Below are 26084 nucleotides of genomic sequence, written 5' to 3' on the forward strand. Positions count from 1 at the left end.
CGGCCGCAGGACGACGGGAGGCGTACGCGCCGTGAGCCCCGCAGACGACGACACCACGGTCCGCGCAGCCGGCTGCGTCCTGTGGCGCCGGGCGCCCTGGACCGGGTCGCCCGGCGTGGAACTGTGCCTCGTGCACCGCCCGAAGTACGACGACTGGTCCCACCCGAAGGGCAAGCTCAAGCCCGGTGAGGACCCGCTCGCGGGCGCCCTGCGCGAGGTCGCCGAGGAGACCGGGTACGCCGCCGAACCGGGTACCGAGCTGCCCACCGTGCGCTACCTCGCGAACGGCCGCCCCAAGGAGGTCCGCTACTGGGCCGCGGCGGCGGGCGCCGGTGCCTTCGCCCCCTCCGACGAGGTCGACCGCATCCTGTGGCTGGCCCCGGACGCGGCCCGTACCCGCCTCACCGAGCCCCGGGACCGCGACCTCGTCGACGCGCTGCTGGCGACGCGCCCCGACGGAAACGGCCACTGAACCGCTCCTGCTCCGGACCTCGGAATCCTCCCGTGTCCTTGACGTAAGCGTTCCGTGACCTCACCGCACCGTCCACAGGGGTTCACCCCGCGTTCATTTACGCCCTTCGGCGCCTTCATCTCATCTGCCTAATTTCGGCCTTACCACTCCTCGCACGCCGCCGAATTCAGGACGGCGGCTCCTGGAAGGAACTCCCTCAAGTGAAGCTTCAGCGCATGAACCGGCGGGCCCTCGCTCTCGGTGCTCTCGCCGTCTCCGGCGCCCTGGCCCTCACGGCGTGCGGCTCCGACGACACCGGCGGCAACAGCAGCGGCGGCGACGCCAGCGCTTCCGCCAACAGCAACATCAAGTGCGACGACGCCAAGGGCCAGCTCCAGGCCTCCGGCTCCTCCGCCCAGAAGAACGCCATCGACGCCTGGGTCAAGCAGTACGTCGCCGCCTGCAACGGCGTGCAGATCAACTACAACCCGACCGGTTCCGGCGCGGGCATCACCGCCTTCACCCAGGGCCAGACCGCGTTCGCCGGTTCGGACTCCGCGCTGAAGCCGGAGGAGATCGAGGCCTCGAAGAAGGTCTGCAAGGACGGCCAGGCCATCGACCTGCCGATGGTGGGCGGCCCGATCGCGGTCGGCTTCAACGTCACGGGCGTCGACTCGCTCGTCCTGGACGCCTCGACGATGGCCAAGATCTTCGACAGCAAGATCACCAACTGGAACGACGCGGCGATCAAGAAGCTCAACCCCGACGCCAAGCTTCCGGACCTGAAGATCCAGGCCTTCCACCGCTCGGACGAGTCCGGCACCACGGACAACTTCACCAAGTACCTGAAGGCCGCCGCGCCCGACGACTGGAAGTACGAGGGCGGCAAGTCCTGGGAGGCCAAGGGCGGCCAGTCCGCGCAGGGCTCCTCCGGTCTGGCCGGCCAGGTGAAGCAGACGCCCGGCGCCATCTCGTACTTCGAGCTGTCCTACGCCAAGGACGGCATCAAGACCGTCGACGTCAAGACCGCGGCCGCCGAGCCGGTCAAGGCCACCGTCGAGAACGCCACCGCCGCCATCGGCGCGGCCAAGATCGTCGGCACCGGCAAGGACCTCGCGCTGGAGCTGGACTACACCCCGGACGCCGCCGGCGCCTACCCGCTGGTCCTGGTGACGTACGAGATCGCCTGCGACAAGGGCAACAAGGCGGACACCCTGCCCGCCACCAAGTCCTTCCTGAACTACATGGCCTCGGAGGACGGCCAGGGCCTGCTGGCGGACGCCGGCTACGCCCCGATGCCCGCCGAGATCATCACCAAGGTCCGCGAGAACATCTCGGGCCTGAGCTGACCCGAGTGCGGTCCGGTCCTCCACGGGGGGCCGGACCGCACCGTCCGGTGCACCGCCGCCAGGAGCCCCGACCGGGCTCCGCCCGAGCCGCCGACCACGACGGCTCCGCAGACCGGAGAACCCGATGGACATAACAACGGACACCCAGAAGCCAGCCCCCTCCCGCACACCCCAGCCGCCCGCCGCCAAGAACACGCGCACCGGCCGCGGCGTCACCCGCCCCGGCGACCGGATCTTCGTCGGGCTCTCCCGCGGGTCCGGCATCCTCGTGCTGGTCATCATGGCCGCCATCGCGGCCTTCCTCACCTACCGCGCAGTCCTCGCCATCGGCGAGGACGAGGCGAACTTCTTCACCAGCTTCGAATGGAACCCGACCGGCAGCCCGCCGGAGTTCGGCATCGCGGTCCTGGCCTACGGCACCGTGGTGTCGTCGATCATCGCCATGGCCATCGCCGTCCCGATCTCGGTCGGCATCGCGCTGTTCATCACGCACTACGCGCCGCGCAAGCTGGGCGGTCTGATCGGCTACGTGATCGACCTGCTCGCCGCCGTGCCCTCGATCGTCTACGGCCTGTGGGGCGCCCTCGTCCTGGTGCCGCACCTGAACGGGCTCTACGGCTGGCTGGACGAGTACCTCGGTTGGACCGGGATCTTCGAGTGGAACGGCGGCGCGGGGCGCTCGCTGTTCACCGTGGGCATCCTGCTCGCGATCATGATCCTGCCGATCATCACCAACGTCAGCCGCGAGGTCTTCCGGCAGGTCCCGCGCATGCACGAGGAGGCCGCCCTGGCCCTCGGCGCCACGCGTTGGGAGGTCATCCGGATGTCGGTGCTCCCCTTCGGCCGCTCCGGCGTCATCTCCGCCTCGATGCTCGGCCTCGGGCGCGCGCTCGGCGAGACGATGGCCGTGGCCATGGTGCTCTCCCCGACCTTCGACATCGCCCCGAGCCTGCTCGACCCGGGCGGCGGCACCTTCGCCCAGAACATCGCCAGCAAGTTCAACGAGGCCACCCAGATGGGCCGTGACGCGCTGATCGCCTCCGGTCTCGTCCTGTTCGTCATCACCCTGCTGGTCAACGGCGGTGCCCGCATGATCATCGCCCGCCGCAAGGAGTACTCGGGGGCCAACGCATGAGCAACGCAACCCTGACCCCCGCCCCCAAGAACCGCAGCTCCCTGCGCGCCGCCACCCTGCCCAAGTGGTTCCCCTGGGCGGTCGCGGCCGGCTCGGTCCTCCTCGGCCTCGGCATCAGCGCCGCCGCCGGGCTGAACAGCAGCATCCAGTGGGCCCTGATCGCCGCGGTCCTCTTCGTGGGCGGCTCCTACGGCATCTCGGCGCGCGTCGAGGGCGGCCGGCAGGCCAAGGACCGGGTCGCGACCAGCATGGTCTGGGTCGCCTTCCTGCTGGCCCTGATCCCGCTGGTCTCCCTGATCTGGGAGACCGTGAAGCAGGGCGTGAAGGTCCTCGACGGCTACTTCCTGACCCACTCGATGGGCGTGGTCGGCGACGCGGAGCCCGGCGGCGGTATCTACCACGCCATCCTCGGCACCCTGGAGCAGGTCGGCCTCGCCACCCTGATCTCCGTGCCGATCGGTGTGCTCACCGCGATCTACCTGGTCGAGTACGGCCGCGGCCGGCTCGCCAAGGCCGTCACCTTCTTCGTGGACGTCATGACGGGCATCCCGTCCATCGTCGCCGGTCTGTTCGTGCTCAGCCTCTGGGTCCTGATCCTGGACATGGGCCCGTCCGGCGTGGCCGGCTCGTTCGCCCTGTGCATCCTGATGATCCCCGTGGTCGTCCGCTCCACCGAGGAGATGCTCAAGCTCGTCCCGAACGAGCTGCGCGAGGCCTCCCTCGCCCTGGGCGTGCCCAAGTGGCGCACGATCATCAAGGTGGTCCTGCCGACCTCGATCGGCGGCATCGTCACCGGCGTCATGCTGGCCGTCGCCCGCATCACCGGCGAGACGGCCCCCGTGCTGCTGCTGGTCTGGGGCACCGACTTCATCAACGCGAATCCCTTCCAGGACCCGCAGGAGTCGCTGCCGATGTACATCTACCTGCAGTACGGAGCGGGCTCCGACGCGGCCTACGACCGTGCCTGGGCGGCGGCCCTGACGCTGATCGCCTTCATCATGATCCTCAACCTCGCGGCCCGCGGCATCGCCCGCTGGAAGGCCCCGCGGTGACATTGGTGCGGCTACCGCCGCGCGGCCGGTCGCTGACGCGACCCATAGAAGCACAGTCCGCGACCGGACCCCGAAAGAAGCAGTGATACCCATGGCCAAGCGCATAGATGTCAGCGGCCTCAACGCCTACTACGGCTCCTTCCTGGCCATCGAGGACATCTCGATGACCGTCGAGCCCCGCTCCGTGACGGCCTTCATCGGCCCCTCCGGCTGCGGCAAGTCCACCTTCCTGCGCACGCTCAACCGCATGCACGAGGTCACCCCGGGCGGCCGCGTCGACGGCAAGGTGATGCTCGACGACGAGAACCTCTACGGCGCGGGCATCGACCCGGTGGCCGTGCGCCGCGAGGTCGGCATGGTCTTCCAGCGCCCGAACCCGTTCCCGACGATGTCGGTCTACGACAACGTGGCGGCGGGCCTGCGCCTGAACGGCAAGTACAAGAAGTCCCAGCTGGACGACGTCGTCGAGAAGTCGCTGCGCGGCGCCAACCTCTGGAACGAGGTCAAGGACCGCCTGAACAAGCCGGGCTCCGGCCTCTCCGGCGGCCAGCAGCAGCGCCTGTGCATCGCGCGGGCGATCGCGGTCGAGCCGAACGTCCTGCTCATGGACGAGCCCTGCTCCGCCCTGGACCCGATCTCCACCCTGGCGATCGAGGACCTGATCGGCGAGCTGAAGGAGCGCTTCACGATCGTCATCGTGACGCACAACATGCAGCAGGCGGCCCGCGTCTCGGACCGTACGGCGTTCTTCAACCTGGCGGCGGTCGGGCAGCCCGGCAAGCTGATCGAGATCGACGAGACGGAGCGCATCTTCTCCAACCCGTCGGTCCAGGCCACGGAGGACTACATCTCCGGCCGCTTCGGCTAGACCGGCCCCGCCCCACCGAACCCCTCGCGGTGCTGCATGGCGGTGCCACCGCGAGGAGCACAAGGGCCCGCCCCCGGATTCCGGGGGCGGGCCCATCGCCGTACGGGGGCGCCGCTACAGGAACGCCAGGTTCACGATCCAGAACGACACCGCGGCCACCACCGCCGCGGCCGGCATCGTGATGAACCACCCCATGATGATGTTCTTCGCGACCCCCCACCGCACGGCGTTGACCCGCTTCGTGGCGCCCACACCCATGATCGCCGAGGTGATCACGTGCGTCGTGGAGATCGGCGCGTGGAAGATGAACGCCGACCCGAACATGATCGACGCACCCGTCGTCTCCGCGGCGAACCCCTGCGGCGGGTCCAGCTCGATGATCTTCCGCCCCAGCGTCCGCATGATCCGCCAGCCACCCGCGTACGTCCCGAGCGACAGCATCAGCGCACAGGCGAGCTTCACCCACACCGGGATCGGGTCGCCGTAGTCCTCGACGTCAGCGATGACCAGCGCCATCACCACGATGCCCATCGTCTTCTGCGCGTCCTGCAGACCGTGCCCCAGCGCCATGCCCGCCGCCGACACCGTCTGCGCGATGCGGAAGCCGCGCTTCGCCTTGTGCGGATTGGCCCGCCGGAAGATCCACATGATCGCGGTCATCACCAGGTAACCGGCGACCAGACCGATCACCGGCGACACGAACATGGGGATGACGATCTTGTCGACGACCCCGTGCCAGTACACGGTGGTGCTCCCGGCCAGCGCCGCGCCGACCATGCCGCCGAACAGCGCGTGCGACGACGACGAGGGAAGCCCGAAGTACCAGGTGATGAGGTTCCAGACGATGGCGCCCACGAGCGCCGCGAAGAGGATCCCCATCCCCTTCGAACCCTCGGGGGTCTCGATGACCCCCTCACTCACGGTCTTGGCGACCCCGGACCCCATGAACGCGCCTGCCAGGTTCATGACCGCCGCCATGGCGAGCGCCGCCCGCGGCGTCAGCGCGCGCGTCGACACGGAGGTGGCGATCGCGTTGGCCGAATCGTGGAAGCCGTTGGTGTAGGTGAAGAAGAGCGCGACCCCGATGGTCACGACCAGAGCGAAGGTGTCCATGAAGAGGTCAGGACTCCTTGACCGCGATGGTCTCCACCGTGTTGGCCACGTGCTCGAACGCGTCGGCCGCTTCCTCCAGCACGTCCACGATCTGCTTCAGCTTCAGCACCTCGATGGCCTCGTACTTGCCGTTGAAGAGGTGGGCGAGCAGCTTGCGGTGGACCTGGTCGGCCTGGTTCTCCAGCCGGTTGACCTCGATCCAGTACTCGGTGAGGTTGTCCATGGTGCGCAGGTTCGGCATGGCCTCGGCGGTCAGCTCGGCCGCCCGCGCCAGCACCTCGATCTGCTGGTCGACGCCCTTGGGCAGCTCCTCGACGTTGTAGAGGACGACCAGGTCGACGGCCTCCTCCATGAAGTCCATGATGTCGTCGAGGGAGGAGGCGAGGTTGTAGATGTCCTCGCGGTCGAAGGGCGTGATGAACGAGGAGTTCAACTGGTGGAAGATCGCGTGCGTGGCGTCGTCACCCGCGTGTTCGGCGGCCCGCATACGCTCTGCGATCTCGGCCCGGGCGGATGCGTCCGCCCCGAGCAGTTCCATCAGGAGCTTGGAGCCCGTGACGATGTTGTCCGCGGAGGCGGCGAACATGTCGTAGAAGCTCGTCTCCCTGGGGGTCAGACGAAAGCGCACGTGGGGTCCTCGGGGTGCATCGGTTTCGGTCAGGCTGATGCTAGGCGCATCATCCGGCCACTGCTAACGGGCCGTCCCCCAGTGTCGCCCATCAGGCAGAGTGATGAGCAGGGGGGCGACGTCGGCGCTCCGGCAAGGGCCCCCTACCCGGGAAAGTTCGTTACCATATACCCACCAGGGGTATATGTCCGCTATAGGAGGACGCGATGACGACCACCGAGGCCGGCGCGGGTGCGCCCTCCTCCGCCGTGGACCGGGCGGTGGACCAGGTGGAGACGGACGGCACGGACATCGTGACCGACCACGACCGCGGCGTGCACGGCTACCACAAGCAGAAGGACGAGCACCTCAAGCGCCTGCGCCGCATCGAGGGCCAGATCCGCGGCCTGCAGCGGATGGTCGACGAGGACGTCTACTGCATCGACATACTGACCCAGGTCTCCGCCTCCACCAAGGCCCTGCAGTCCTTCGCGCTGCAACTTCTGGAGGAGCACCTGCGCCACTGCGTCGCCGACGCGGCCCTCAAGGGCGGCACCGAGATCGACGCGAAGGTGGAAGAGGCGACGAAGGCCATCGGCCGCCTACTGCGTACGTGATCGCTCCTCGGCCACGCGCAGCACCTCGTCGATGCTCTCCAGGCTGAGCCGCTCCCGGGCGGCCGACGCCGCGATGATCAGCTCGCCGCACAGCTCGATCTCGGCGAGGGCCACGTGGTCCTGAACCGCCGTACCGCCGACCGGAGCCACACGCGTCACCTCGTCTCTGCCGTCACCGACTTCCTAGAGTAGGGAGCGGCCTACACACCGCGCATGGCACGGAAGGGCTAGTTCTTGCCGTCCACCGCCGTGTCGCCCGGCTCCGCGGCGATCTTGCCGGCGTAGATGTCCCGCTCCTCGGGCAGCCGTACGCGGACGGCGGCGCCGAAATCGTAGAGCAGCGTCGTCGAGGCGACGTCCACGATGCCGGTGCCGCCCTCCTGCCCGTTGGAGAAGCTGAAGCGGTGCCGGACCTTGCGGATACGGCCCTCGTCGTCGAGGTAGGCGTCGAAGGGCACCTCGGCGGTGGCGAACCCCTCGGCCGCCGCGGCCAGCGCCTTCTTGTTGCCCTCCGAGGCACCGCGTGCCGCCCACGCGAGATCGGCGGTCCCCCGGTAGTGCCGCACCTCGGTCCCGGCCAGTTCCGTGCGCTCCACGAACCTCGCCGTCCGGGTCCCGCGCAGCACCTCGGCGGCGGCGAACGGATCCGTCGCCCCGCCGGTCACCAGGTTCCCGTCGGACAGCGAGGCGGTCTCCACCCGCACCCACTTGTCGTCGGGGACACCGGCGCCCCGGTTCTTCATGAACAGGGCCCCAGGGGCCAGCAGTTCCGTGATCGGGCGGTGCTCGCTCGCCCCCGCCGGGTCCTGCGGCAGCCGCACCTTCAGCTGCCCGAGCCGCTCCTCGAAGTCGTACACGCCCTCGCCCCGGATGGTCACCCGCGTCCCGCCGCTGGCCATCTGCATCGCGGTACGCGTCTTGGCGCTCCCGGCGGCCACCAGCCGGTCGGCGGCCCGGTGCAGCACGGCGACCGGATCACCGCCGTCCGCTCCCTGGACCGCGGCCCCCTGCGCGGAACATCCGGCAACCGCCAGACAGACGCAGACCGCACCGCCGGCGAGGGCGAGACCGCCGCCCGGCCTCCTACTCCGCAGCTCCCGCTCCCGCCCGACCATCGCCACCTGCTATCCCAAGCCGTCACGCCCGTTCCGGACCCCCTGCCGTCCCGCTTAACGAGGGGCAGGCGACCCCGGTAACGTTGTGGGCGTGGCGCAGCAGGACGGTCTCGAAGCCCCCGGGGACGCCCCGGAACACCTCACGACAACGGTCGAACAGGGCCCCTTCTGCCTGGCCCGCTGCACCTGCGGCTGGCGAGGCCCGGCCCGCAGAGCCAGAAGCCAGGCCCGCACGGACGCCCAAACCCACGCCCCGACCACGCGATAGCCGCCAGAGCTGCGGGCAGTCGTGCCGCTGGGGCGGCACGGGTGGGCGCAGCGGCACCCGGCCAGCGCCGGACAGCGCCCCCACCCCCGGCCGCCACCGACGCCGCACACCAGTACACCCACCGCCCCCCAGGGAACCCCACCCCCCACACCCCCGTCTCCCTCCACGACCCCCCACGGGACGCGGAGGCGACATGCACCGGCGCACATTCCTCACCACCACCACAGCCACCGCCCTGGCGGCAACCACCACCGCCTGCACAGGCAAGGACCAGCCCACAGGCCCCGACTCCAAAGGCACCGCCCCCGCGACGACGACCACGACCACAAGAACCCGCACCGGCAAAGGCCCCACCCCCGCCCCCACCCCCAAGGCCCCCGCCACCTGGACCGCCCTCGCCAACTCCCTGGACGGCCAACTGATCCGCCCGGGCGACCGCACCTGGAAAACCGCCCACCAGCTCTACAACACCCGCTTCGACACCCTGAAACCCACCGCCGTCGCCTACGCCGCCCACCCCGACGACATCCGCACCGCCCTCTCCTACGCCCGCGCCCACCACATCCCCGTCGCGATCCGCAACGGCGGCCACTCCTACGCCGGCTGGTCCTCCGGCGACGGCCGCCTGATCATCGACGTCTCGAAGCTGAACCGCGTCCGCGCCTCCGCCGGCGAGGCGGTCGTCGGCGCCGGTGCCAAGCTGATCGACGTCTACCGCGCCCTCGCCGCGAAGGGCGTGACCGTCCCGGCCGGCTCCTGCCCCACCGTCGGCATCTCCGGCCTCACCCTCGGCGGCGGCCACGGCGTCGTCTCCCGCGCCTACGGCCTGACCTGCGACAGCCTCACCCGGGCCACGCTGATCACGGCGGACGGCAAGCAGATCACCGCCGACCCGACAGGCGACCACAAGGACCTCTTCTGGGCCCTGCGCGGCGCGGGCAACGGCAACTTCGGCATCGTCACGGAGTTCCACTTCCGCACCCACCCCGCACCGAGGGCCGTGTCGGCGTACCTCACCTGGCCCTGGCGGAAGGCCGCCGCGGTCGTCCGCGCCTGGCAGGAGTGGGGCCCGGACCAGCCCGACGAGATCTGGTCCTCCCTCCACCTGGCCACCGCCCCCGGCCGCACCCCCACGGTCTCGGTGGCCGCCTTCTCCCTCGGCACCCACGGCGAACTCCAGAACGCCGTGGACCGCCTCGCCGACCGCGTCGGATCATCCGCGAGCCACGTCTCCCTCAAGCGCCGCACGTACGAGGAGTCGATGGAGATGTACGCGGGCTGCTCGTCGTTCTCGGCCGACGCCCGCTGCCACCTCCCGGGCTCCGTCCCCGGCCACTCCCCGGAGGGCTCGCTCGGCCGCGAGACGTACGCGGCCCGCTCGGACTTCTTCGACCGCCCCGTCCCGCCGGCCGGGATCAAGACCCTGCTCTCCCGCCTGACCCCGGTGCGCGGCGGCGCCGGCAGCATCGCGTTCACGGCACTCGGCGGCGCGGTGAACCGCGTCTCCCCGACGGCCACCGCGTTCGTGCACCGGCGCTCCCGGACGCTGGCCCAGTACATCGCCTCGTGGCGGCCGGGCACGAGCGGCACGGCGGCTCAGTCGTGGCTGAAATCCACCCACGCGGCGATGCGCCCGTACGCCTCGGGCGCCGCCTACCAGAACTACCCGGACCCGACCCTGAAGGACTGGCGGAAGGCCTACTACGGAGACGCGGCCCCGCGCCTGGCGCGTCTGAAGCACCAGTACGACCCGGACCGCGTCTTCACCTATCCCCAGGCGCTGTGAGTGCGCGTCAGGCGGCGAGGTCCCGCTCGTCCGACGCCTCGGAGGCGCTTTCCTTCCGCGCGCCCGGAATCAGGGCGCCGCGCCCGGCGGCACCCGCCCGTCCTCGCGCGCTGACCAGCCACCCCACCCGGGGCGAACGCTCGACGGCCCGGGTGAGCGGCGTCAGCAGGGCCATGGCGACCGGCGACAGCAGCAGCGCGACCGCCGTACCGAGCGCGAAGCCGCCCACGACGTCCGTCGGGTAGTGCACGCCCATGTAGACCCGGGCGAAGCCGCCGAAGAGGGCCAGCACGATCGCGGCGATGCCGAACTTCCGGTTGGCGACGAACAGTCCGACCGCCAGGGCCATGCAGAGCGTGGCGTGGTCGCTCACGAAGGAGAAGTCGTTCTTCCCCTCCACGAGCACTTCGAGCCCGTCGTGGGACTTGAAGGGCCTGGGCCGCTCCACGAACCCCCGTATCGGCACATTGACGAGTACCGCGACCCCGGCCGCGAGCGGCGCCCAGACCAGAGCGGCCACGTTCGAGGCCGCGTCCTCGCCACCCCGCCGCCGTACACCCCACCAGCACCACAGCACCAGCAGCACGATCGCGAACAGCAGTCCGTACTCACCGACGAACTCCATGACCCGGTCGAACCAGTGCGGCGCGTCCTTGGCCAGGCCGTTGATGTCGTAGAGCAGCTCGACGTCGGGGTTCGACCCGGATTCGGCGAGTCCAGCCATGGTGCTGCGGCCCCTTCGTCATGTCCTCCGGCGCACCGAACGCGCGCCTCTTCTGCCACCCCCGTGGTCAGCTGTACGTCAACAGGAACGCACGTCCCCCGTTGATACGTTCCACACTCCACTGAATGATCACGCAGACGTTATCGAAGAGAAACACGTCGCCGCAGCTCAGGGCAGGGTTTCACGCTGAGTCCACACCCTTGCATTCACACCGTGGTGGGCAGCGCTTTCGCGCCATCCTCGGTCACCCGGGTAGCCCCGAAGTAGTCGGGGGTGTCGATCGGGTCGAACCGGATCACGGCGCCCGTCCGCGGCGCGTCGATCATGTACCCGCCGCCCACGTAGATCCCCACGTGCCGGATGGCCCGCGAGTTGGTGAGGTCGTCCGAGAAGAACACCAGGTCCCCCGGCAGCAGTTCGTCCCGCCCCGGATGGGGCCCCGCGTTGTACTGGTCGTTGGCGACCCGCGGCAGCTTGATCCCCACACTCTCGTACGCCGCCTTGGTCAGCCCCGAACAGTCGAACCGCCCGCCCTGCTCGGGCGTCCCGTTCCCACCCCACAGATACAGCGTCCCGAGCTTCTTCTGCGCGTAGGCGATGGCCCCGGCGGCCTGCTCGGACGGATCGACCCGGGTGGTGGGCGCGGCGAAGCTCTTCTCCAGGGTCGTGATCACTTTGACGTAGTTCTGCGTCTCCTTGTACGGCGGCACACCCTGGTACTTGATCACCGCGTAGGCCCCCGCGTTGTAGGCGGCCAGCATGTTCTCGGTGGGATCGCCGGGCACGTCCTTCACGTACGAGGCGAGGGAGCAGTCGTACGACGCCGCCGACGGAATCGCGTCCGCCGGGTCCCACACGTCCCGGTCCCCGTCCCCGTCGCCGTCGATGCCGTGGGTGGCCCACGTCCCGGGGATGAACTGCGCTATCCCCTGCGCCGCCGCCGCGCTCCGCGCCTTCGGGTTGAACCCGCTCTCCTGGTACAACTGCGCGGCGAGCAGCGCGGGGTTGATGGCGGGACAGTGATTGCCCCATTTCTGCACGATCGGCTGGTACGCCGCGGGCACGCTCCCCTTGGCGAGCTTCTTGGCCCCGCCGCCCGCACCGCCGGTCGGGTTCCCCGCGACGAGGTACACACCCACGACGAGCAGCATCACGAAGCCCATCCCCAGGGCAACCGCGACACCGGCACCGACCCACATCTTGCGCATGGTCCAACCATCCCCCATGGGCGCGCGGTTCAGTGACGTTTCCCGGCCATGTCGGACTACCTGAAAGTCAGTCACACACCGTGAAAGCGGACTGATCCGGTCCCGTCGCAGAAGGGTTCAACGACGCAACCACGTAACAGGTTGCGCCCCGCATCATTGCCCGGCGTAACCTCACGTGATACACAGAGTGACCATACGACTCTTTACACACCGGTCCGCACCACCCGGCAGGGCCCGGCGCGGACCGGTGGCAAGCTATTCGTACGAAACCCGCCAATCAATGACGCCAAGTCGACATGCGACGGCGTGATTGTCGGCGACAATGAGGCTTGACCTCTGCATGCCCGCAGAGGATGCGGAACTACCCAACAGGGGCGGTGACTTACATGCTCTTTGCGGCCGACGAGGGAGACATCAACACCATCATCGGGGGGATCGCTCCGGACTGGGGCCCCTTCGGCGCGCTGGGGACCGAGGCCAAGACGATGGTCCAGGTCGTCATGGCCGTCGCCATTCTGCTCTGTCTCGGCATCGCCATCTGGGGTGCCGCCAAGCAGCGCATCGGTGCCACGGCCCTGCGGGACACCTTCAGCGCCGAGCAGGGCAAGGGCCTCATCATCGCCGGGCTGACGGGCGTGTTCATCATCGGCTCGCTCGGCACCCTCTTCACCATCGTGTACGGGATGGCCGTGTAGCCCGGCACGCAACCATTCCTCCCCCTCCACCCCACCCGCCCGTCGTGCCAACCGGCTGAGGTTGCGTTTCCCTGATGTCGAGTCATAACACCGCGCCCGAGCGGGAACCAGCACGGCTACCGTCGTACGTACACGGCCGACCCGACGTCGAGGGGGCGTACGCGGCATGAGTCTCGGAGACGATCACCACTCGTCCGGCGATTACGGCGGCGCCGGTCAGACCCGGCTCCGGCTGCCGGAGGAGGAGGGCGGCCCCAGACGCGGCGGCCGCTCCTCCTCGCGGAGCCTGGTCACCGTGGTCGGCGTCGTCGTCCTGCTCATCGCCGCGATCGCCTTCGCGAACCGTGGAGGAGACGATTCCGCATCCGCGGGGGGCGACACCGGGGACAAGCCGAAGACATCGGCGACGGCACCTACGGGAACGCGCCCGGTCCAGTCGGGCTTCGCCCATGACGAGCAGGGGGCACAGAGCGCGGCGGCGAACTACGCAGTGGCGCTGGGCTCTGACGGGATGTTCGACAAGGCCAAGCGGGACCCCATCCTGCAGGCCATCATCGTTCCCGACAGAGTGGCTGACTTCGAGGCCACCCTGGACAAGGCATACAGCCCGGAGTTCAACAAGAACGTCGGCCTGAACAAGGACGGCTCGACGCCGAAGGGCTACACCTTCGTGTCTCGTACGAGCCCGATCGGCACCAAGGTCACCGAGAGCTCTACCGACAGCACCACGGTCGAGGTCTGGTGCAGCGGCCTCCTCGGGCTCGCGGGTCAGAATTCCACAGCCCCGGTCACGAGCAGCTGGTTCACCATCACCATGCAGCTTGCGTGGGTCAATGATGACTGGAAGATCGTGACGCACTCGCAGAAGGACGGCCCGGCGCCGATTCCTGGCGACGACAAGGCATCCAACGCGGACGAGATGGCCAAGGCCGTCCAAGAGTACGGAGGGTTCACGTATGCCCGCTAACCGCCGCGTACTCGAACTGGCCGGTGTCGTCACAGCAGTCCAGACGGCGGTTTTCCTCTTCGCCACCCGTGCCTTCGCCGCCCCCACTCCGACGCCCACGCCGAGCAACGACCCCTGCGATCTAATCCACGGCCCCGCCAAGGACTACTGCGAGCGAGGCGAAGGCGGTGGCGACAGGGGCTCCACCCCCGACACCCTCCCCGACACCCTCGACCCCCTCTCCTCCCTCGCCAAGGGCTGTGCCGACGCCGCCGCCTGGACCGTTGACACGCTCAGCGACGCCGTGAAGAACACCGCCGACGTCGACTTCACGAACGACACGTTCCTCAAGCAGTACGGCATCGTCTTCGCCGCGTCGACGATCCTCACGCTGGTCCTGTGGCTGCTGGCGGTCGCCAAGCGTGCCGTGCGCGGCGTCCCGCTGACCACCGCGCTCTCCGAGGCCGTCGGGTTCCTCTGGCTCACCGTCCTGGCCTCGGCCTTCACGCCGTTGATCCTGTACACGGTCGTGTCGGCCACCGACGCCGTGACCGACGTCCTGGCCAAGGGCACCGGCGACCAGACGGACACGTTCTTCGGCACGTTCTCCCAGGCGCTGAAGCAGGGCGACGACATCGGCGGCGGCCCGATCATGCTGATCCTGGTGTCGTTCGTGTCGATCATCGCCGCGGGCGTCCTCTACCTGGAGCTGTACCTGCGCGCCGTCCTGCTCTACGTCGGCGCCCTGCTCGGCGTCGTCGTCTACGCGGGCCTGGTCGACAAGAACCTGTGGGGGCACGTCCGCCGCTGGGCCGGCATCATGATCGCGGTGATCATGGTCAAGCCCGTGATCGTCATCGTGCTGGGCCTCGCCGGTGCGCTCACCACGGAGAACGGGCCCGACTCCGTGGCCGCCATGGTCTCCGGCCTCGCCATCATCCTGCTCGCGATCTTCGCCTCCGCGATGATCTACCGGTTCGTCCCCGGCTTCGGCGACGAGATCGCCAACGGCCGCAACAACCGCATCATGCAGGGCGCCGAGGGCAAGGCCGCCGCCGTGATCAGCTCCCCGGCGAACCTCGTCGCCCAGGGCATCAGAACCCACAGCAGCCGCCACAACGGCGACAGCGGCGGCGGACCGTCCTCGTCCTCCGCCGCGGCCCGCCCCTCGAACCCCGCCTCCGGCGGAGTCGCCGCGCACAGCTCGCGCCCCTCGAACGGCGGCGGCGGAAATGTCCCCTCCGCCGCACCCGCACCGCGCTCCGGCAGCCCGGTGAACACACCGCACGCAAGCAACACCCGCAACAGCAAGAGCACAGGAGGTGACGGGCGTTGACGACCGAGTCCCACGTGTCCCACACGGTCACGCCCCGCCGTACGTATCTGATCGGCCGCGCCCGGCCGAACGCGATCGTCGGCCGCAACCGCGAGACCGGAGAGATCGCGCTGATCGTCGCGGGCGCGTTCCTCGGCATGATGTGCGGGCTCCTCGTCCCCGTCCTGTCCCTGCGCATCGTGCTGCTCGTCGGCTTCCCGATGCTCGCGCTGGCCGCGGTCTACGTGCCGTACAACCACCGCACGTTCTACCGGTGGTTCGAGATCAACCGCAGCTACAAGCGCACGCTCCGCAAGGGCACCACCTACCGCTCCGGCGCCATCGAGGCCGGTACCAGGATGGACGGCCGGGAGACCGAGGTCGGCCCGCCGCCCGGCATCGGCCGCATCTCCTGGCTGGCGGCGCCCTTCGGGCCCGACGAGATCGCCGTACTGCTGCACGCCGACCGCAAGACCGTGACGGCCGCCATCGAGATCGAGGGTCCCGGCGTCGGCCTGCGCGACTCCGAGGACCAGGAAGCCCTCGTCGACCGCTTCGGCACCCTGCTCAAGCACGTGGCCAACGGCGACGGCTTCGTCACCCGCATCCAGATGCTCGCCCGCACCCTCCCGGCCGACCCCGACGCGCACGCCAAGGACGTCGCCCAGCGCGGCGACGACAAGTCACCGCCGTGGCTCCAGCAGTCGTACGACCAGCTCCAGTCGATGGTGTCCACCAGCAGCGAGCAGCACCGCGCCTACCTGATCGCCTGCATGCACTACAACCGCGAGCTGGCCGCCGAGGCGCACACCATGGCACGCGCCGCCCGGCCGCACAGCGGACGCAAGCTGGACCGGGACGCCGGTCTCGCGGTCGTGATGGCGCGCGAGCTGACCGACATCTGCTCCCGCCTCCAGGAAGCCGACATCCGCGTCCGCCAGCCGCTCGGCCAAGGCCGCCTCGCCTCCCTGATCCACGCCATGTACGACCCGGACCACCCGATCGACCACATCCAGGCGATGACCAAGCGCAACGCCTGGCCGGCCGAGCTGGACGCCATGGAGCCCACCTACCTCCAGGCCAAGACCCGCGAGTCCGCCACCCGCGCCCCCTGGTGCCACGCCACCGCCTGGATCAAGGAGTGGCCGATGACCCCGGTGGGCGTCAACTTCCTGGCCCCGCTCCTGGTCCACACCCCGGACGTGATCCGCACCGTCGCCGTCACCATGGACCTCGAGCCCACCGAGGTCGCCATCGAGCGCATGCTGACCGAGAAGACGAACGACGACGCCGAGGCGTCCCGGGCCGCCAAGATGAACCGCACCGTGGACCCCCGCGACATCGCCGCCCACGGCCGCCTCGACCAGCGCGGCGAGGACCTGGCCAGCGGCGCGGCCGGCGTCAACCTGGTCGGTTACATCACGGTCTCGTCCCGCAACCCCGAGGCGCTGGCCCGCGACAAGCGGACGATAAGGGCCTCGGCCGGAAAGTCGTACCTGAAACTGGAGTGGTGCGACAGGGAGCACCATCGCGCCTTCGTGAACACTCTTCCGTTCGCCACCGGCATCCGAAGGTAGGGGCTGAGCCTGATGCGGGACCCGCTGACCGTCCTCACCGACGCCTTCACGTCCTTCCTGTTCGGGAAGGTGGAGACGACCCGCCTCCCCGTCCGCACGTCCACCGGCCAGGCCCAGGCCGTGTACCTGCCCACGGCCGCGCCCGGCCTCGGCGACTCCGGCGTGATCATCGGCCGCGAGGTCTACTCCGGCAAGGGCTACATCTACGACCCCTTCCAGCTCTACGGCCAGCAGCTCCCCGCGCCGCACTGGCTGGTCCTCGGGGAGTCCGGCAACGGCAAGTCGGCCCTGGAGAAGACATACGTCCTGCGCCAGCTGCGCTTCCGCGACCGCCAGGTCGTCGTCCTGGACGCCCAGGGCGAGGACGGCGTCGGCGAGTGGAACCTCATCGCCGAGGAGCTGGGCATAACTCCCATCCGCCTCGACCCGATGGCCGCCCTGGACCACGGCATCCGGCTCAACCCGCTCGACCCGGCGATCACGACGACGGGCCAGCTCGCGCTGCTCCGGACGATCATCGAGGTCGCCATGGGCCACGGCCTGGACGAGCGCTCCGGCTTCGCGCTCAAGGTCGCCCACGCCTACGTCAACGAGACCATCGTCGAACGCCAGCCGGTCCTCACCGACATCGTCGAGCGGCTCCGCCACCCCGAGCCGGAGTCCGCCGAGGCGATGAACGTCGCCATAGACGACGTACGGGCCTGGGGCCTGGACGTGGCGCTGGTCCTGGACCGCCTCGTCGACGGTGACCTGCGCGGCATGTTCGACGGCCCGACGACGGTCGGCATCGACCTCGACGCCCCGCTCATCGTCTTCGACCTCTCCCACATCGACCGCAACTCCATCGCCATGCCCATCCTCATGGCCATCGTGGGCGTCTGGCTGGAGCACACCTGGATCCGGCCCGACCGGAAGAAGCGCATCTTCCTGGTCGAGGAGGCCTGGCACATCATCAACAGCCCGTTCGTGGCGCAGCTGTTCCAGCGGCTGCTGAAGTTCGGGCGCCGGCTGGGTCTGTCGTTCGTGGCGGTGGTGCACCACCTGTCGGACGTCGTGGACGGGGCGGCGGCCAGAGAGGCCGCGGCCATCCTCAAGATGGCCTCCACCCGCACCATCTACGCCCAGAAGGCCGACGAGGCACGGGCCACCGGACGCGTCCTAGGCCTGCCCCGCTGGGCGGTGGAGATCATCCCGTCCCTCACCCCCGGCATCGCGGTGTGGGACGTCAACGGCAACGTCCAGGTGGTCAAGCACCTGATCACCGAGACCGAACGCCCCCTGGTCTTCACCGACCGCGCGATGACCGAGTCCTCCGCCGACCACCTGGCCGACGACGCCCTGCGCGCCGCGGAGCTGGAGGCGGAGGAGCGGGCGGCGGCGTTCATGGAGCAGCACATCGGCGACTCGTCGGAGTCGACGGTGGCGTAGGACGCGAAACGGAGAGGCACCGGACGCATGAGACCGGACGACCGCCGCGATCAGCGGCCGGCCCAGGGCGGCATTCCCGACGGCCTGCTGATCGGCATTCTGGCCTTCCTCCTCGGCATGACCCTGCTGGTGTGGACGGCGACCGGGCTGTCCGCCCTGTTCGCCCACGGCTCCTGGCCCTCCGACGTCAGCTTCGCGGGCACCCCGCAGGCCATGCGCCGGCTGATCGCCGACCCCCACGACCTCCCCGGCGCCTGGCCGGACGCCCCTGCGACGGCACTCTCCGGGTACGGGCTGTTCTGGGGCCTGTTCATCGGCCAGCTGATGGTGCTGGTGGTGCTCACGGTGTTCGTGATGGGCACGGTGGCGCGATGGCGAGCGGTACGGCAGCGAGGGCGCAAGGAGCAGCCGCTTGTGGCGCCGGGGCCGGTTCCGCCGCCGGAACCGGTGGCGCCGCAACCGGTGGCGCGGGAGACGCCGGTCCAGGAGACCCGGGTCCAGGACGTACCAGTGCAGGAGGTGCCCACCCCGAGGGCCCCGCAACAGGCCCCCGTGGCACCGCACGCTCCGGCCCAGGAGACCGACCACTCCTCAGCTTCTCTGCTCGACGGCAAACGAGTGGGTGGCTGGGAAACAACCCGCGCCGAAGGCGCGGTGCACTACGCCCCCCGGGAGAGCCGCCACACCACCGCGACCGCCGCCCTCCGGGACGCGGAGGCCGCCGTCCTCGTCATCACCTCCAACCCCGCCCTCTGGTCGGAGACCAAGGACGCCCGCGCCAAACTCGGCCCCACCCACCTCTACGACCCCAACCACCTCTGCGACACCCCCGCCCGCTTCCACTGGTCCCCCACCGCGGGCTGCGAGGACCGACCGACGGCCACCGCCAGAGCGGCCGCCCTGCTCACCCCGGTCCGCCCCACCTCCCGCCTCGACCAGGCGGTCGGCGACACCGCCGAACTGCTGCTGCGCAGCTACCTGCACGCCGCCGCCATCGACGGCCGCACCGTCCGCCACGTCCACCGCTGGTCGCAGGGCCTCCAGGTCCAGGACGCCGTCCGTATCCTGCGCACCCACCCCAAGGCCGCCCCCGGTTCCGCGGGAGAACTCGAAGGGGCCCTCACCGCCCACCCCGAGCGCCGGGACATGGCCCAGCAGCTGACCGCCAGGGCCCTGGCCGCGCTGTCCACGGTCAATATCCGGGAGGCATGCACACCCAACCGAAATGATGCACTCGCCTTGGATTCCTTCGTCCACGAACAGGGAACCCTTTACGTGGTGGGTGAATCCATTGAGGACCCCCGTACGAGCCCGGGCGCGATGCCGCTGCTGACGGCGCTCGTCTCCAGCGTGGTCGAGCGCGGCCGGCGCATGGCCGAACGGTCATCCTCCGGTCGCCTCGACCCACCAGTGACACTCGTCCTGGACGACGTCGCGGCCGTGGCCCCGCTCCCCCAGCTCCCGGAGCTGCTGGCCACCGGCACGGACATCGGCATGCCGACCCTGGCCCTGCTCCGCTCCCGCGAACAGGGCCGCGCCCGCTGGCCCCACGACGAACTCCCCGTCTGACCGCAGGCGCCGAGGCGGGTCAGCGCTCGAGCACGTACTCCAACTCGTGGTCACCGGGCCCGCCCGGCAGCGGCACGGTCCGCCCGCTCGGCGCGAACCCGGCCTTGCGGTAGGCACTCTGCGCCCGCCCGTTCTCCGGGTGCACGATGAGCCGCACCCGCTCCAGGCCGTTCGCCCACGCCCACTCCAGACCGGCGTCGAACAGCGCCTTCGTCAGCCCGCTCCCCCGCCACTCGGGCCGTACGAACACCCCGACGACGTGCCCCTGCCGCCGCTCCACCGGGAACCCGGCCCAGTCCGTCGTCCCTGCCTCCTCCACGATCACGGTCAGCGTGCCGAGCCACAGCCCACCGGGCCCCACGGCGACGAGCTGCTGCGCCCCGGACGCCCCCTCGGCGCCCCCGGCGGCCCGCTCCTGCCAGAACGAGTCCGGCCGCGCTGCCGCGTCGTCGTACGTCTCCAGGTACGCGAGGTCCGCGAGCGGGTCCCGCAGTGCCCGCAGCCGCAGCTCCTTCACGGCCGGCCACTCGTCGGCGCGAATCGAGCGGATCAGGTAGTCACCGGGGACCGAGACACTCATGCGCGCCACCGTAATACCCGGGTACTACGCCCCTCACCTCATATACGGACCTCAGGCGGACGCCCGTCGCGCCCCGATCCCCGAGCATGGTCGGATGGAGCCCGTGAAGCCGGTGCCGGAACACCGAGCCGCCGAACCCCTCACCGAGTACGTCCAGCGCGTCAACCGGCGGCTCCGTGCCTTCGACCACCGCCATCCGCTCGTGTGGGACCTCCACCTCACCGGCTTCTGGGTCCTGGCCGCCCTGATCGACGCCACCAGCGGCGGCTGGCGCAACATCGCCCACGACCCCGGCGTCCCCTTCGGCCTCGTCCTCGCGCTCAGCCTCGCCCTCTCCGTCCCCGTCCTCTGGCGCCGCAGCCACCCCGCGGCCGCCCTCCTCGCCACGCTGCCCCCGGCGCTGGTGAGCACCTGGTCGGGCGCCGCGCTCCAGGCCGCCCTGCTCCAACTCCTCCTCGTCCACCACATCGCCCTGCGGCTGCCGCTGCGCAATCTCTGGTGGGCGACCGCCGTGGCGATGGCCCCGACCGGCGTGACCATCGTCCGCTACGGGGACAGCGCGGGCCCCTGGAACCAACAACTCGGCTCACAGCTCGTGTCCATCGGCGTGGCCGTGCTCATCGGCATCACCGTGCGCACCCGTCGCGACTACACCGCCGCCCTGGAGGACCGCGCCCGCCGCCTGGAGACCGAACGCGACCAGCAGATCCGCCTCGCCGCCGCCGCCGAACGCGCCCGCATAGCCCGCGAGATGCACGACATCATCGGCCACAACCTGTCCGTCATCACCGGCCTCGCCGACGGCGGCCGGTACGCCGCCGCCAAGGCCCCCGACCGGGCCGCCCAGGCCCTCGACGCCATCGGCACCACCAGCCGCCAGGCCCTCGGCGAACTCCGCCGCCTCCTGGACGTCCTGCGCGAGGACGACCAGAACGGCACCGGCACGGCCCCCGAACTGGCCCCGCAGCCCGCCCTCACGGACCTCGACCGCCTCCTCGACGGAGTCCGCCGGGCCGGCCTCCCCGTCCGCACCACCGTCACGGGGGAGCCCGCCCTCCCCGAGGGCCGCCAGCTCACCCTCTACCGCGTCATCCAGGAAGCCCTCACCAACACCCTCAAGCACGCCGGCCCCGACGCCACCGCCCACATCCAGCTCTCCTACGGACCGGCGGGAGCCGCCACCCTCACCGTCACCGACACGGGCCGGGCGACCCCGCTCCCCTCCCCGGCGCCCACCGGCGGCCGGGGCCTGCCCGGGATGCGCGAGCGAACCTCCCTGTACGGGGGCACACTTGAGGCCGGTCCACGCCCGGCTCCCGAGCAGGGCTGGCGCGTCCATCTGCACCTACCGGAGGAACCCCCGCAGTGACCACCGTCCTCATCGCCGACGACCAGCCCCTCCAGCGCTTCGGCTTCCGCATGCTCCTGGAGAGCCAGGACGACATGACGGTCGTGGGCGAGGCGGCCAACGGCGCCGAAGCGGCCCGGATGACGGCCGAACTCCTCCCCGACGTCGTCCTCATGGACGTCCGCATGCCCGGCCTGGACGGCATCGAGGCGACCCGTCGCATCGTCGCGGGCGGCGGCCGCACCCGCGTCCTCATCCTCACCACCTTCGACCTGGACGAGTACGCCTACTCCGGCCTGCGCGCCGGCGCCTCCGGCTTCCTCGTCAAGGACGCCCAGCCGGAGGAGCTCCTCTCCGGCATCCGTGCGGTGGCCACGGGCGACGCGGTGGTCGCCCCGAGCCTGACCCGCCGCCTGCTCGACGCATACGTCCACCATCTCCCGGCCGCCACACAGCCGAGCCCGAGCGGCTCCCCCGACCCACGTCTGACCACCCTCACGGACCGGGAGACCGAAATCCTGCGGGTCATGGGCCAGGGCTGGACCAACACGGAGATAGCCGAGCGCCTCCACCTGGCCGAGTCGACGGTGAAGACCCATGTCGGCCGCATCCTGGCCAAGACGGGTTCCAGGGACCGCGTCCAGGCCGTCATCCTGGCCTACGAGACGAAACTGGTCGGCTAGGAGACAAACGAAAAAAGAGGGATGAATGCAAAAAGGGTTGAACGCAGAAAACCCCGCACCGTTCCCGGTGCGGGGTTTCCTCGCAATAATTGTTCGGCGGCGTCCTACTCTCCCACAGAGTCCCCCCTGCAGTACCATCGGCGCTGTAAGGCTTAGCTTCCGGGTTCGAAATGTAACCGGGCGTTTCCCCTACGCTATGACCACCGAAACACTATGAAACAGACAACCAACCGGTGACCAACACAGTCTGATTGTTCGTGGTTTCAGAACCAACACAGTGGACGCGAGCAACTGAGGACAAGCCCTCGGCCTATTAGTACCGGTCACCTCCACACCTCACGGTGCTTCCAGATCCGGCCTATCAACCCAGTCGTCTACTGGGAGCCTTAACCCCTCAAGGGGGTGGGAGTCCTCATCTCGAAGCAGGCTTCCCGCTTAGATGCTTTCAGCGGTTATCCCTCCCGAACGTAGCCAACCAGCCATGCCCTTGGCAGGACAACTGGCACACCAGAGGTTCGTCCGTCCCGGTCCTCTCGTACTAGGGACAGCCCTTCTCAAGACTCCTACGCGCACAGCGGATAGGGACCGAACTGTCTCACGACGTTCTAAACCCAGCTCGCGTACCGCTTTAATGGGCGAACAGCCCAACCCTTGGGACCGACTCCAGCCCCAGGATGCGACGAGCCGACATCGAGGTGCCAAACCATCCCGTCGATATGGACTCTTGGGGAAGATCAGCCTGTTATCCCCGGGGTACCTTTTATCCGTTGAGCGACGGCGCTTCCACAAGCCACCGCCGGATCACTAGTCCCGACTTTCGTCCCTGCTCGACCCGTCGGTCTCACAGTCAAGCTCCCTTGTGCACTTACACTCAACACCTGATTGCCAACCAGGCTGAGGGAACCTTTGGGCGCCTCCGTTACTCTTTAGGAGGCAACCGCCCCAGTTAAACTACCCATCAGACACTGTCCCTGATCCGGATCACGGACCCAGGTTAGACATCCAGCACGACCAGACTGGTATTTCAACGACGACTCCACCCACACTGGCGTGCGAGCTTCAAAGTCTCCCAGCTATCCTACACAAGCCGAACCGAACACCAATATCAAACTGTAGTAAAGGTCCCGGGGTCTTTCCGTCCTGCTGCGCGAAACGAGCATCTTTACTCGTAGTGCAATTTCACCGGGCCTATGGTTGAGACAGTCGAGAAGTCGTTACGCCATTCGTGCAGGTCGGAACTTACCCGACAAGGAATTTCGCTACCTTAGGATGGTTATAGTTACCACCGCCGTTTACTGGCGCTTAAGTTCTCAGCTTCGCCCCACCGAAATGGAGCTAACCGGTCCCCTTAACGTTCCAGCACCGGGCAGGCGTCAGTCCGTATACATCGCCTTACGGCTTCGCACGGACCTGTGTTTTTAGTAAACAGTCGCTTCTCGCTGGTCTCTGCGGCCACCCCCAGCTCACGGAGTAAATCCGGTCACCGGGTGTGGCCCCCCTTCTCCCGAAGTTACGGGGGCATTTTGCCGAGTTCCTTAACCATAGTTCACCCGAACGCCTCGGTATTCTCTACCTGACCACCTGAGTCGGTTTAGGGTACGGGCCGCCATGAAACTCGCTAGAGGCTTTTCTCGACAGCATAGGATCATCCACTTCACCACAATCGGCTCGGCATCAGGTCTCAGCCACAAGTGCGACGGATTTACCTATCGCACGGCCTACACCCTTACCCCGGGACAACCACCGCCCGGGATGGACTACCTTCCTGCGTCACCCCATCACTCACCTACTACAGGTCTGGATCATCGGCTCCACCACTCCCCCTCACTCCGAAGAGATCAGGGGCGGCTTCACGGACTTAGCATCGCCTGGTTCAATGTTTGACGCTTCACAGCGGGTACCGGAATATCAACCGGTTATCCATCGACTACGCCTGTCGGCCTCGCCTTAGGTCCCGACTTACCCTGGGCAGATCAGCTTGACCCAGGAACCCTTAGTCAATCGGCGCAAACGTTTCTCACGTTTGTATCGCTACTCATGCCTGCATTCTCACTCGTGAACCGTCCACAACTCGCTTCCGCGGCTGCTTCACCCGGCACACGACGCTCCCCTACCCATCCATACAGGCGTTGGCCCTATTGTATGAATGACACGACTTCGGCGGTACGCTTGAGCCCCGCTACATTGTCGGCGCGGAATCACTAGACCAGTGAGCTATTACGCACTCTTTCAAGGGTGGCTGCTTCTAAGCCAACCTCCTGGTTGTCTGTGCGACTCCACATCCTTTCCCACTTAGCGTACGCTTAGGGGCCTTAGTCGATGCTCTGGGCTGTTTCCCTCTCGACCATGGAGCTTATCCCCCACAGTCTCACTGCCGCGCTCTCACTTACCGGCATTCGGAGTTTGGCTAAGGTCAGTAACCCGGTAGGGCCCATCGCCTATCCAGTGCTCTACCTCCGGCAAGAAACACACGACGCTGCACCTAAATGCATTTCGGGGAGAACCAGCTATCACGGAGTTTGATTGGCCTTTCACCCCTAACCACAGGTCATCCCCCAGGTTTTCAACCCTGGTGGGTTCGGTCCTCCACGACCTCTTACAGCCGCTTCAACCTGCCCATGGCTAGATCACTCCGCTTCGGGTCTTGAGCGTGCTACTAAAACGCCCTATTCGGACTCGCTTTCGCTACGGCTTCCCCACCCGGGTTAACCTCGCAACACACCGCAAACTCGCAGGCTCATTCTTCAAAAGGCACGCAGTCACGACGCAAGGACAAGTCCTTGCGCGACGCTCCCACGGCTTGTAGGCACACGGTTTCAGGTACTATTTCACTCCGCTCCCGCGGTACTTTTCACCATTCCCTCACGGTACTATCCGCTATCGGTCACCAGGGAATATTTAGGCTTAGCGGGTGGTCCCGCCAGATTCACACGGGATTTCTCGGGCCCCGTGCTACTTGGGTGTCTCTCCAACGAGCCGCTGATGTTTCGACTACGGGGGTCTTACCCTCTACGCCGGACCTTTCGCATGTCCTTCGCCTACATCAACGGTTTCTGACTCGTCTCACGGCCGGCAGACCGTGAAAGAGAGATCCCACAACCCCGCACACGCAACCCCTGCCGGGTCTCACACGTATACGGTTTGGCCTCATCCGGTTTCGCTCGCCACTACTCCCGGAATCACGGTTGTTTTCTCTTCCTGCGGGTACTGAGATGTTTCACTTCCCCGCGTTCCCTCCACACTGCCTATGTGTTCAGCAGCGGGTGACAGCCCATGACGACTGCCGGGTTTCCCCATTCGGACACCCCCGGATCAAAGCCTGGTTGACGACTCCCCGGGGCCTATCGTGGCCTCCCACGTCCTTCATCGGTTCCTGGTGCCAAGGCATCCACCGTGCGCCCTTAAAAACTTGGCCACAGATGCTCGCGTCCACTGTGCAGTTCTCAAACAACGACCAACCACCCATCACCCCGGGAAAAACTCCCGAGTGCACTGGGGCCGGCAACCGAAGACCCAGCCTCACGGCCGTGCCCTCAGATACCCAACAGCGTGCCCGACCAGACTCCGTCCGGAGATCGTGCTTTCCACGCTCCGAAGAGCAGTACTTGCAGCCTCCGACCCGTGAACCAGGCCGAGTAGTCAACGTTCCA

The 26084-nt window shown here is 68.4% G+C and carries 22 protein-coding genes and 2 rRNA genes; 15 read left to right on the plus strand and 9 right to left on the minus strand.

All coding sequences use genetic code 11. The features are described from left to right. Window positions 1-31 precede the first annotated feature (31 nt). From ACGH52_RS18175 to pstB, 5 genes are all read left to right on the plus strand, one after another. On the plus strand, window positions 32-472 hold the full coding sequence (locus tag ACGH52_RS18175) for an NUDIX hydrolase (protein ID WP_399940674.1): 441 nt from the start codon (window positions 32-34) through the stop codon (window positions 470-472). Window positions 473-672: 200 nt separating this feature from the next. Continuing rightward, window positions 673-1800, plus strand: coding sequence for a phosphate ABC transporter substrate-binding protein PstS (gene pstS, locus ACGH52_RS18180; RefSeq protein WP_210978077.1), 1128 nt, complete (start codon window positions 673-675; stop codon window positions 1798-1800). A 124-nt stretch (window positions 1801-1924) separates the two neighbouring features. Then, window positions 1925-2935 (plus strand): phosphate ABC transporter permease subunit PstC, encoded by a 1011-nt coding sequence (gene pstC, locus ACGH52_RS18185; RefSeq protein WP_121701696.1) that lies wholly within the window; start codon window positions 1925-1927, stop codon window positions 2933-2935. Next, window positions 2932-3987 carry a phosphate ABC transporter permease PstA gene (pstA, locus tag ACGH52_RS18190; RefSeq protein WP_210978076.1) on the plus strand — a complete coding sequence of 352 codons (1056 nt, stop codon included), beginning with the start codon at window positions 2932-2934 and terminating at the stop codon, window positions 3985-3987. The genes pstC and pstA overlap by 4 nt, the downstream gene beginning before the upstream one ends. A 91-nt stretch (window positions 3988-4078) precedes the next feature. Further along, entirely contained in the window at window positions 4079-4855 is a 777-nt protein-coding gene (gene pstB, locus ACGH52_RS18195) for a phosphate ABC transporter ATP-binding protein PstB (RefSeq protein ID WP_003974830.1), read from the plus strand. Window positions 4856-4969: 114 nt separating this feature from the next. Here pstB and pitH read toward each other — a convergent pair whose 3' ends face one another. Then, the gene (gene pitH, locus ACGH52_RS18200; RefSeq protein ID WP_076975404.1) at window positions 4970-5968 is read right to left on the minus strand and encodes a low-affinity phosphate transporter PitH; all 999 of its coding nucleotides are present in this window, start codon (window positions 5966-5968) and stop codon (window positions 4970-4972) included. Between the two features lie 7 nt (window positions 5969-5975). Then, on the minus strand, window positions 5976-6596 hold the full coding sequence (locus ACGH52_RS18205) for a DUF47 domain-containing protein (RefSeq protein ID WP_053133402.1): 621 nt from the start codon (window positions 6594-6596) through the stop codon (window positions 5976-5978). Window positions 6597-6802: 206 nt separating this feature from the next. On the opposite strand from ACGH52_RS18205, the gene ACGH52_RS18210 reads away from it, so the two are divergent. Further along, complete coding sequence (locus tag ACGH52_RS18210) at window positions 6803-7192, plus strand: metal-sensitive transcriptional regulator (RefSeq protein WP_076975403.1); 390 nt, start codon at window positions 6803-6805, stop codon at window positions 7190-7192. Here ACGH52_RS18210 and ACGH52_RS18215 read toward each other — a convergent pair. Continuing rightward, a complete protein-coding gene (locus ACGH52_RS18215) occupies window positions 7178-7342 on the minus strand; it encodes a hypothetical protein (RefSeq protein ID WP_171987290.1) in 165 nt (54 codons plus the stop codon). The two genes, ACGH52_RS18210 and ACGH52_RS18215, sit on opposite strands and share 15 nt — an antisense overlap. A gap of 77 nt (window positions 7343-7419) precedes the next feature. Continuing rightward, window positions 7420-8307 (minus strand): hypothetical protein, encoded by an 888-nt coding sequence (locus ACGH52_RS18220; protein WP_210978089.1) that lies wholly within the window; start codon window positions 8305-8307, stop codon window positions 7420-7422. A gap of 461 nt (window positions 8308-8768) precedes the next feature. Here ACGH52_RS18220 and ACGH52_RS18225 point away from each other — a divergent pair, with 461 nt between their 5' ends. Then, the gene (locus ACGH52_RS18225) at window positions 8769-10361 is read left to right on the plus strand and encodes an FAD-binding oxidoreductase (RefSeq protein WP_399940680.1); all 1593 of its coding nucleotides are present in this window, start codon (window positions 8769-8771) and stop codon (window positions 10359-10361) included. A gap of 7 nt (window positions 10362-10368) precedes the next feature. Here the strand turns inward: ACGH52_RS18225 and ACGH52_RS18230 are convergent, their stop codons facing one another. After that, the gene (locus ACGH52_RS18230) at window positions 10369-11085 is read right to left on the minus strand and encodes a phosphatase PAP2 family protein (RefSeq protein ID WP_121700722.1); all 717 of its coding nucleotides are present in this window, start codon (window positions 11083-11085) and stop codon (window positions 10369-10371) included. A gap of 206 nt (window positions 11086-11291) precedes the next feature. Then, complete coding sequence (tgdA, locus tag ACGH52_RS18235; RefSeq protein ID WP_399940684.1) at window positions 11292-12311, minus strand: transglycosylase TgdA; 1020 nt, start codon at window positions 12309-12311, stop codon at window positions 11292-11294. A 368-nt stretch (window positions 12312-12679) separates the two neighbouring features. Between tgdA and ACGH52_RS18240 the strand changes: the two genes are divergently transcribed. The 6 genes from ACGH52_RS18240 to ACGH52_RS18265 all read left to right on the plus strand — a co-directional run bounded on the left by ACGH52_RS18240 (window position 12680) and on the right by ACGH52_RS18265 (window position 19823). Next, entirely contained in the window at window positions 12680-12988 is a 309-nt protein-coding gene (locus ACGH52_RS18240; protein ID WP_003974839.1) for a membrane protein, read from the plus strand. Between the two features lie 166 nt (window positions 12989-13154). Further along, on the plus strand, window positions 13155-13955 hold the full coding sequence (locus ACGH52_RS18245) for a hypothetical protein (RefSeq protein ID WP_399940687.1): 801 nt from the start codon (window positions 13155-13157) through the stop codon (window positions 13953-13955). Next, window positions 13945-15270 (plus strand): hypothetical protein, encoded by a 1326-nt coding sequence (locus ACGH52_RS18250; RefSeq protein WP_399940689.1) that lies wholly within the window; start codon window positions 13945-13947, stop codon window positions 15268-15270. Before ACGH52_RS18245 ends, ACGH52_RS18250 begins: the two co-directional genes overlap by 11 nt. Next, window positions 15267-16826: an SCO6880 family protein gene (locus tag ACGH52_RS18255; protein ID WP_076975397.1), complete on the plus strand. Its 1560-nt coding sequence runs from the start codon at window positions 15267-15269 to the stop codon at window positions 16824-16826. Before ACGH52_RS18250 ends, ACGH52_RS18255 begins: the two co-directional genes overlap by 4 nt. Before the next feature lie 12 nt (window positions 16827-16838). Next, entirely contained in the window at window positions 16839-18254 is a 1416-nt protein-coding gene (locus ACGH52_RS18260) for an ATP-binding protein (RefSeq protein ID WP_076975396.1), read from the plus strand. Between the two features lie 27 nt (window positions 18255-18281). After that, complete coding sequence (locus tag ACGH52_RS18265; protein WP_210978210.1) at window positions 18282-19823, plus strand: type IV secretory system conjugative DNA transfer family protein; 1542 nt, start codon at window positions 18282-18284, stop codon at window positions 19821-19823. Window positions 19824-19842: 19 nt separating this feature from the next. Here ACGH52_RS18265 and ACGH52_RS18270 read toward each other — a convergent pair whose 3' ends face one another. Continuing rightward, window positions 19843-20403, minus strand: a complete 561-nt coding sequence (locus ACGH52_RS18270) for an N-acetyltransferase (protein ID WP_210978209.1) — start codon at window positions 20401-20403, stop codon at window positions 19843-19845. A 94-nt stretch (window positions 20404-20497) separates the two neighbouring features. Between ACGH52_RS18270 and ACGH52_RS18275 the strand changes: the two genes are divergently transcribed. Together ACGH52_RS18275 and ACGH52_RS18280 are read left to right on the plus strand one after the other, a co-directional pair. Then, on the plus strand, window positions 20498-21772 hold the full coding sequence (locus ACGH52_RS18275) for a sensor histidine kinase (protein ID WP_247701397.1): 1275 nt from the start codon (window positions 20498-20500) through the stop codon (window positions 21770-21772). After that, window positions 21769-22434, plus strand: a complete 666-nt coding sequence (locus ACGH52_RS18280; RefSeq protein ID WP_121700573.1) for a response regulator transcription factor — start codon at window positions 21769-21771, stop codon at window positions 22432-22434. The genes ACGH52_RS18275 and ACGH52_RS18280 overlap by 4 nt, the downstream gene beginning before the upstream one ends. A 91-nt stretch (window positions 22435-22525) precedes the next feature. Here ACGH52_RS18280 and rrf read toward each other — a convergent pair. Both rrf and ACGH52_RS18290 read right to left on the minus strand, forming a co-directional pair. Continuing rightward, window positions 22526-22642, minus strand: a 5S ribosomal RNA gene (gene rrf / locus ACGH52_RS18285). 85 nt (window positions 22643-22727) lie between these two features. After that, window positions 22728-25849, minus strand: a 23S ribosomal RNA gene (locus tag ACGH52_RS18290). Between the last annotated feature and the right edge of the window lie 235 nt (window positions 25850-26084).

Source organism: Streptomyces sp. BBFR25 (assembly GCF_044590125.1).
Classification (GTDB): domain Bacteria; phylum Actinomycetota; class Actinomycetes; order Streptomycetales; family Streptomycetaceae; genus Streptomyces; species Streptomyces canus_D.

Coding starts and splice junctions, on each gene's coding strand:
- pstC (WP_121701696.1), top strand. CDS start 1,925: ATGGACATAACAACGGACACCCAGAAGCCAGCCCCCTCCCGCACACCC.
- pstA (WP_210978076.1), top strand. CDS start 2,932: ATGAGCAACGCAACCCTGACCCCCGCCCCCAAGAACCGCAGCTCCCTG.
- pstB (WP_003974830.1), top strand. CDS start 4,079: ATGGCCAAGCGCATAGATGTCAGCGGCCTCAACGCCTACTACGGCTCC.
- pitH (WP_076975404.1), bottom strand. CDS start 5,968: ATGGACACCTTCGCTCTGGTCGTGACCATCGGGGTCGCGCTCTTCTTC.
- ACGH52_RS18210 (WP_076975403.1), top strand. CDS start 6,803: ATGACGACCACCGAGGCCGGCGCGGGTGCGCCCTCCTCCGCCGTGGAC.
- ACGH52_RS18220 (WP_210978089.1), bottom strand. CDS start 8,307: ATGGTCGGGCGGGAGCGGGAGCTGCGGAGTAGGAGGCCGGGCGGCGGT.
- ACGH52_RS18225 (WP_399940680.1), top strand. CDS start 8,769: ATGCACCGGCGCACATTCCTCACCACCACCACAGCCACCGCCCTGGCG.
- ACGH52_RS18230 (WP_121700722.1), bottom strand. CDS start 11,085: ATGGCTGGACTCGCCGAATCCGGGTCGAACCCCGACGTCGAGCTGCTC.
- tgdA (WP_399940684.1), bottom strand. CDS start 12,311: ATGGGGGATGGTTGGACCATGCGCAAGATGTGGGTCGGTGCCGGTGTC.
- ACGH52_RS18240 (WP_003974839.1), top strand. CDS start 12,680: ATGCTCTTTGCGGCCGACGAGGGAGACATCAACACCATCATCGGGGGG.
- ACGH52_RS18245 (WP_399940687.1), top strand. CDS start 13,155: ATGAGTCTCGGAGACGATCACCACTCGTCCGGCGATTACGGCGGCGCC.
- ACGH52_RS18250 (WP_399940689.1), top strand. CDS start 13,945: ATGCCCGCTAACCGCCGCGTACTCGAACTGGCCGGTGTCGTCACAGCA.
- ACGH52_RS18260 (WP_076975396.1), top strand. CDS start 16,839: ATGCGGGACCCGCTGACCGTCCTCACCGACGCCTTCACGTCCTTCCTG.
- ACGH52_RS18265 (WP_210978210.1), top strand. CDS start 18,282: ATGAGACCGGACGACCGCCGCGATCAGCGGCCGGCCCAGGGCGGCATT.
- ACGH52_RS18270 (WP_210978209.1), bottom strand. CDS start 20,403: ATGAGTGTCTCGGTCCCCGGTGACTACCTGATCCGCTCGATTCGCGCC.
- ACGH52_RS18275 (WP_247701397.1), top strand. CDS start 20,498: ATGGAGCCCGTGAAGCCGGTGCCGGAACACCGAGCCGCCGAACCCCTC.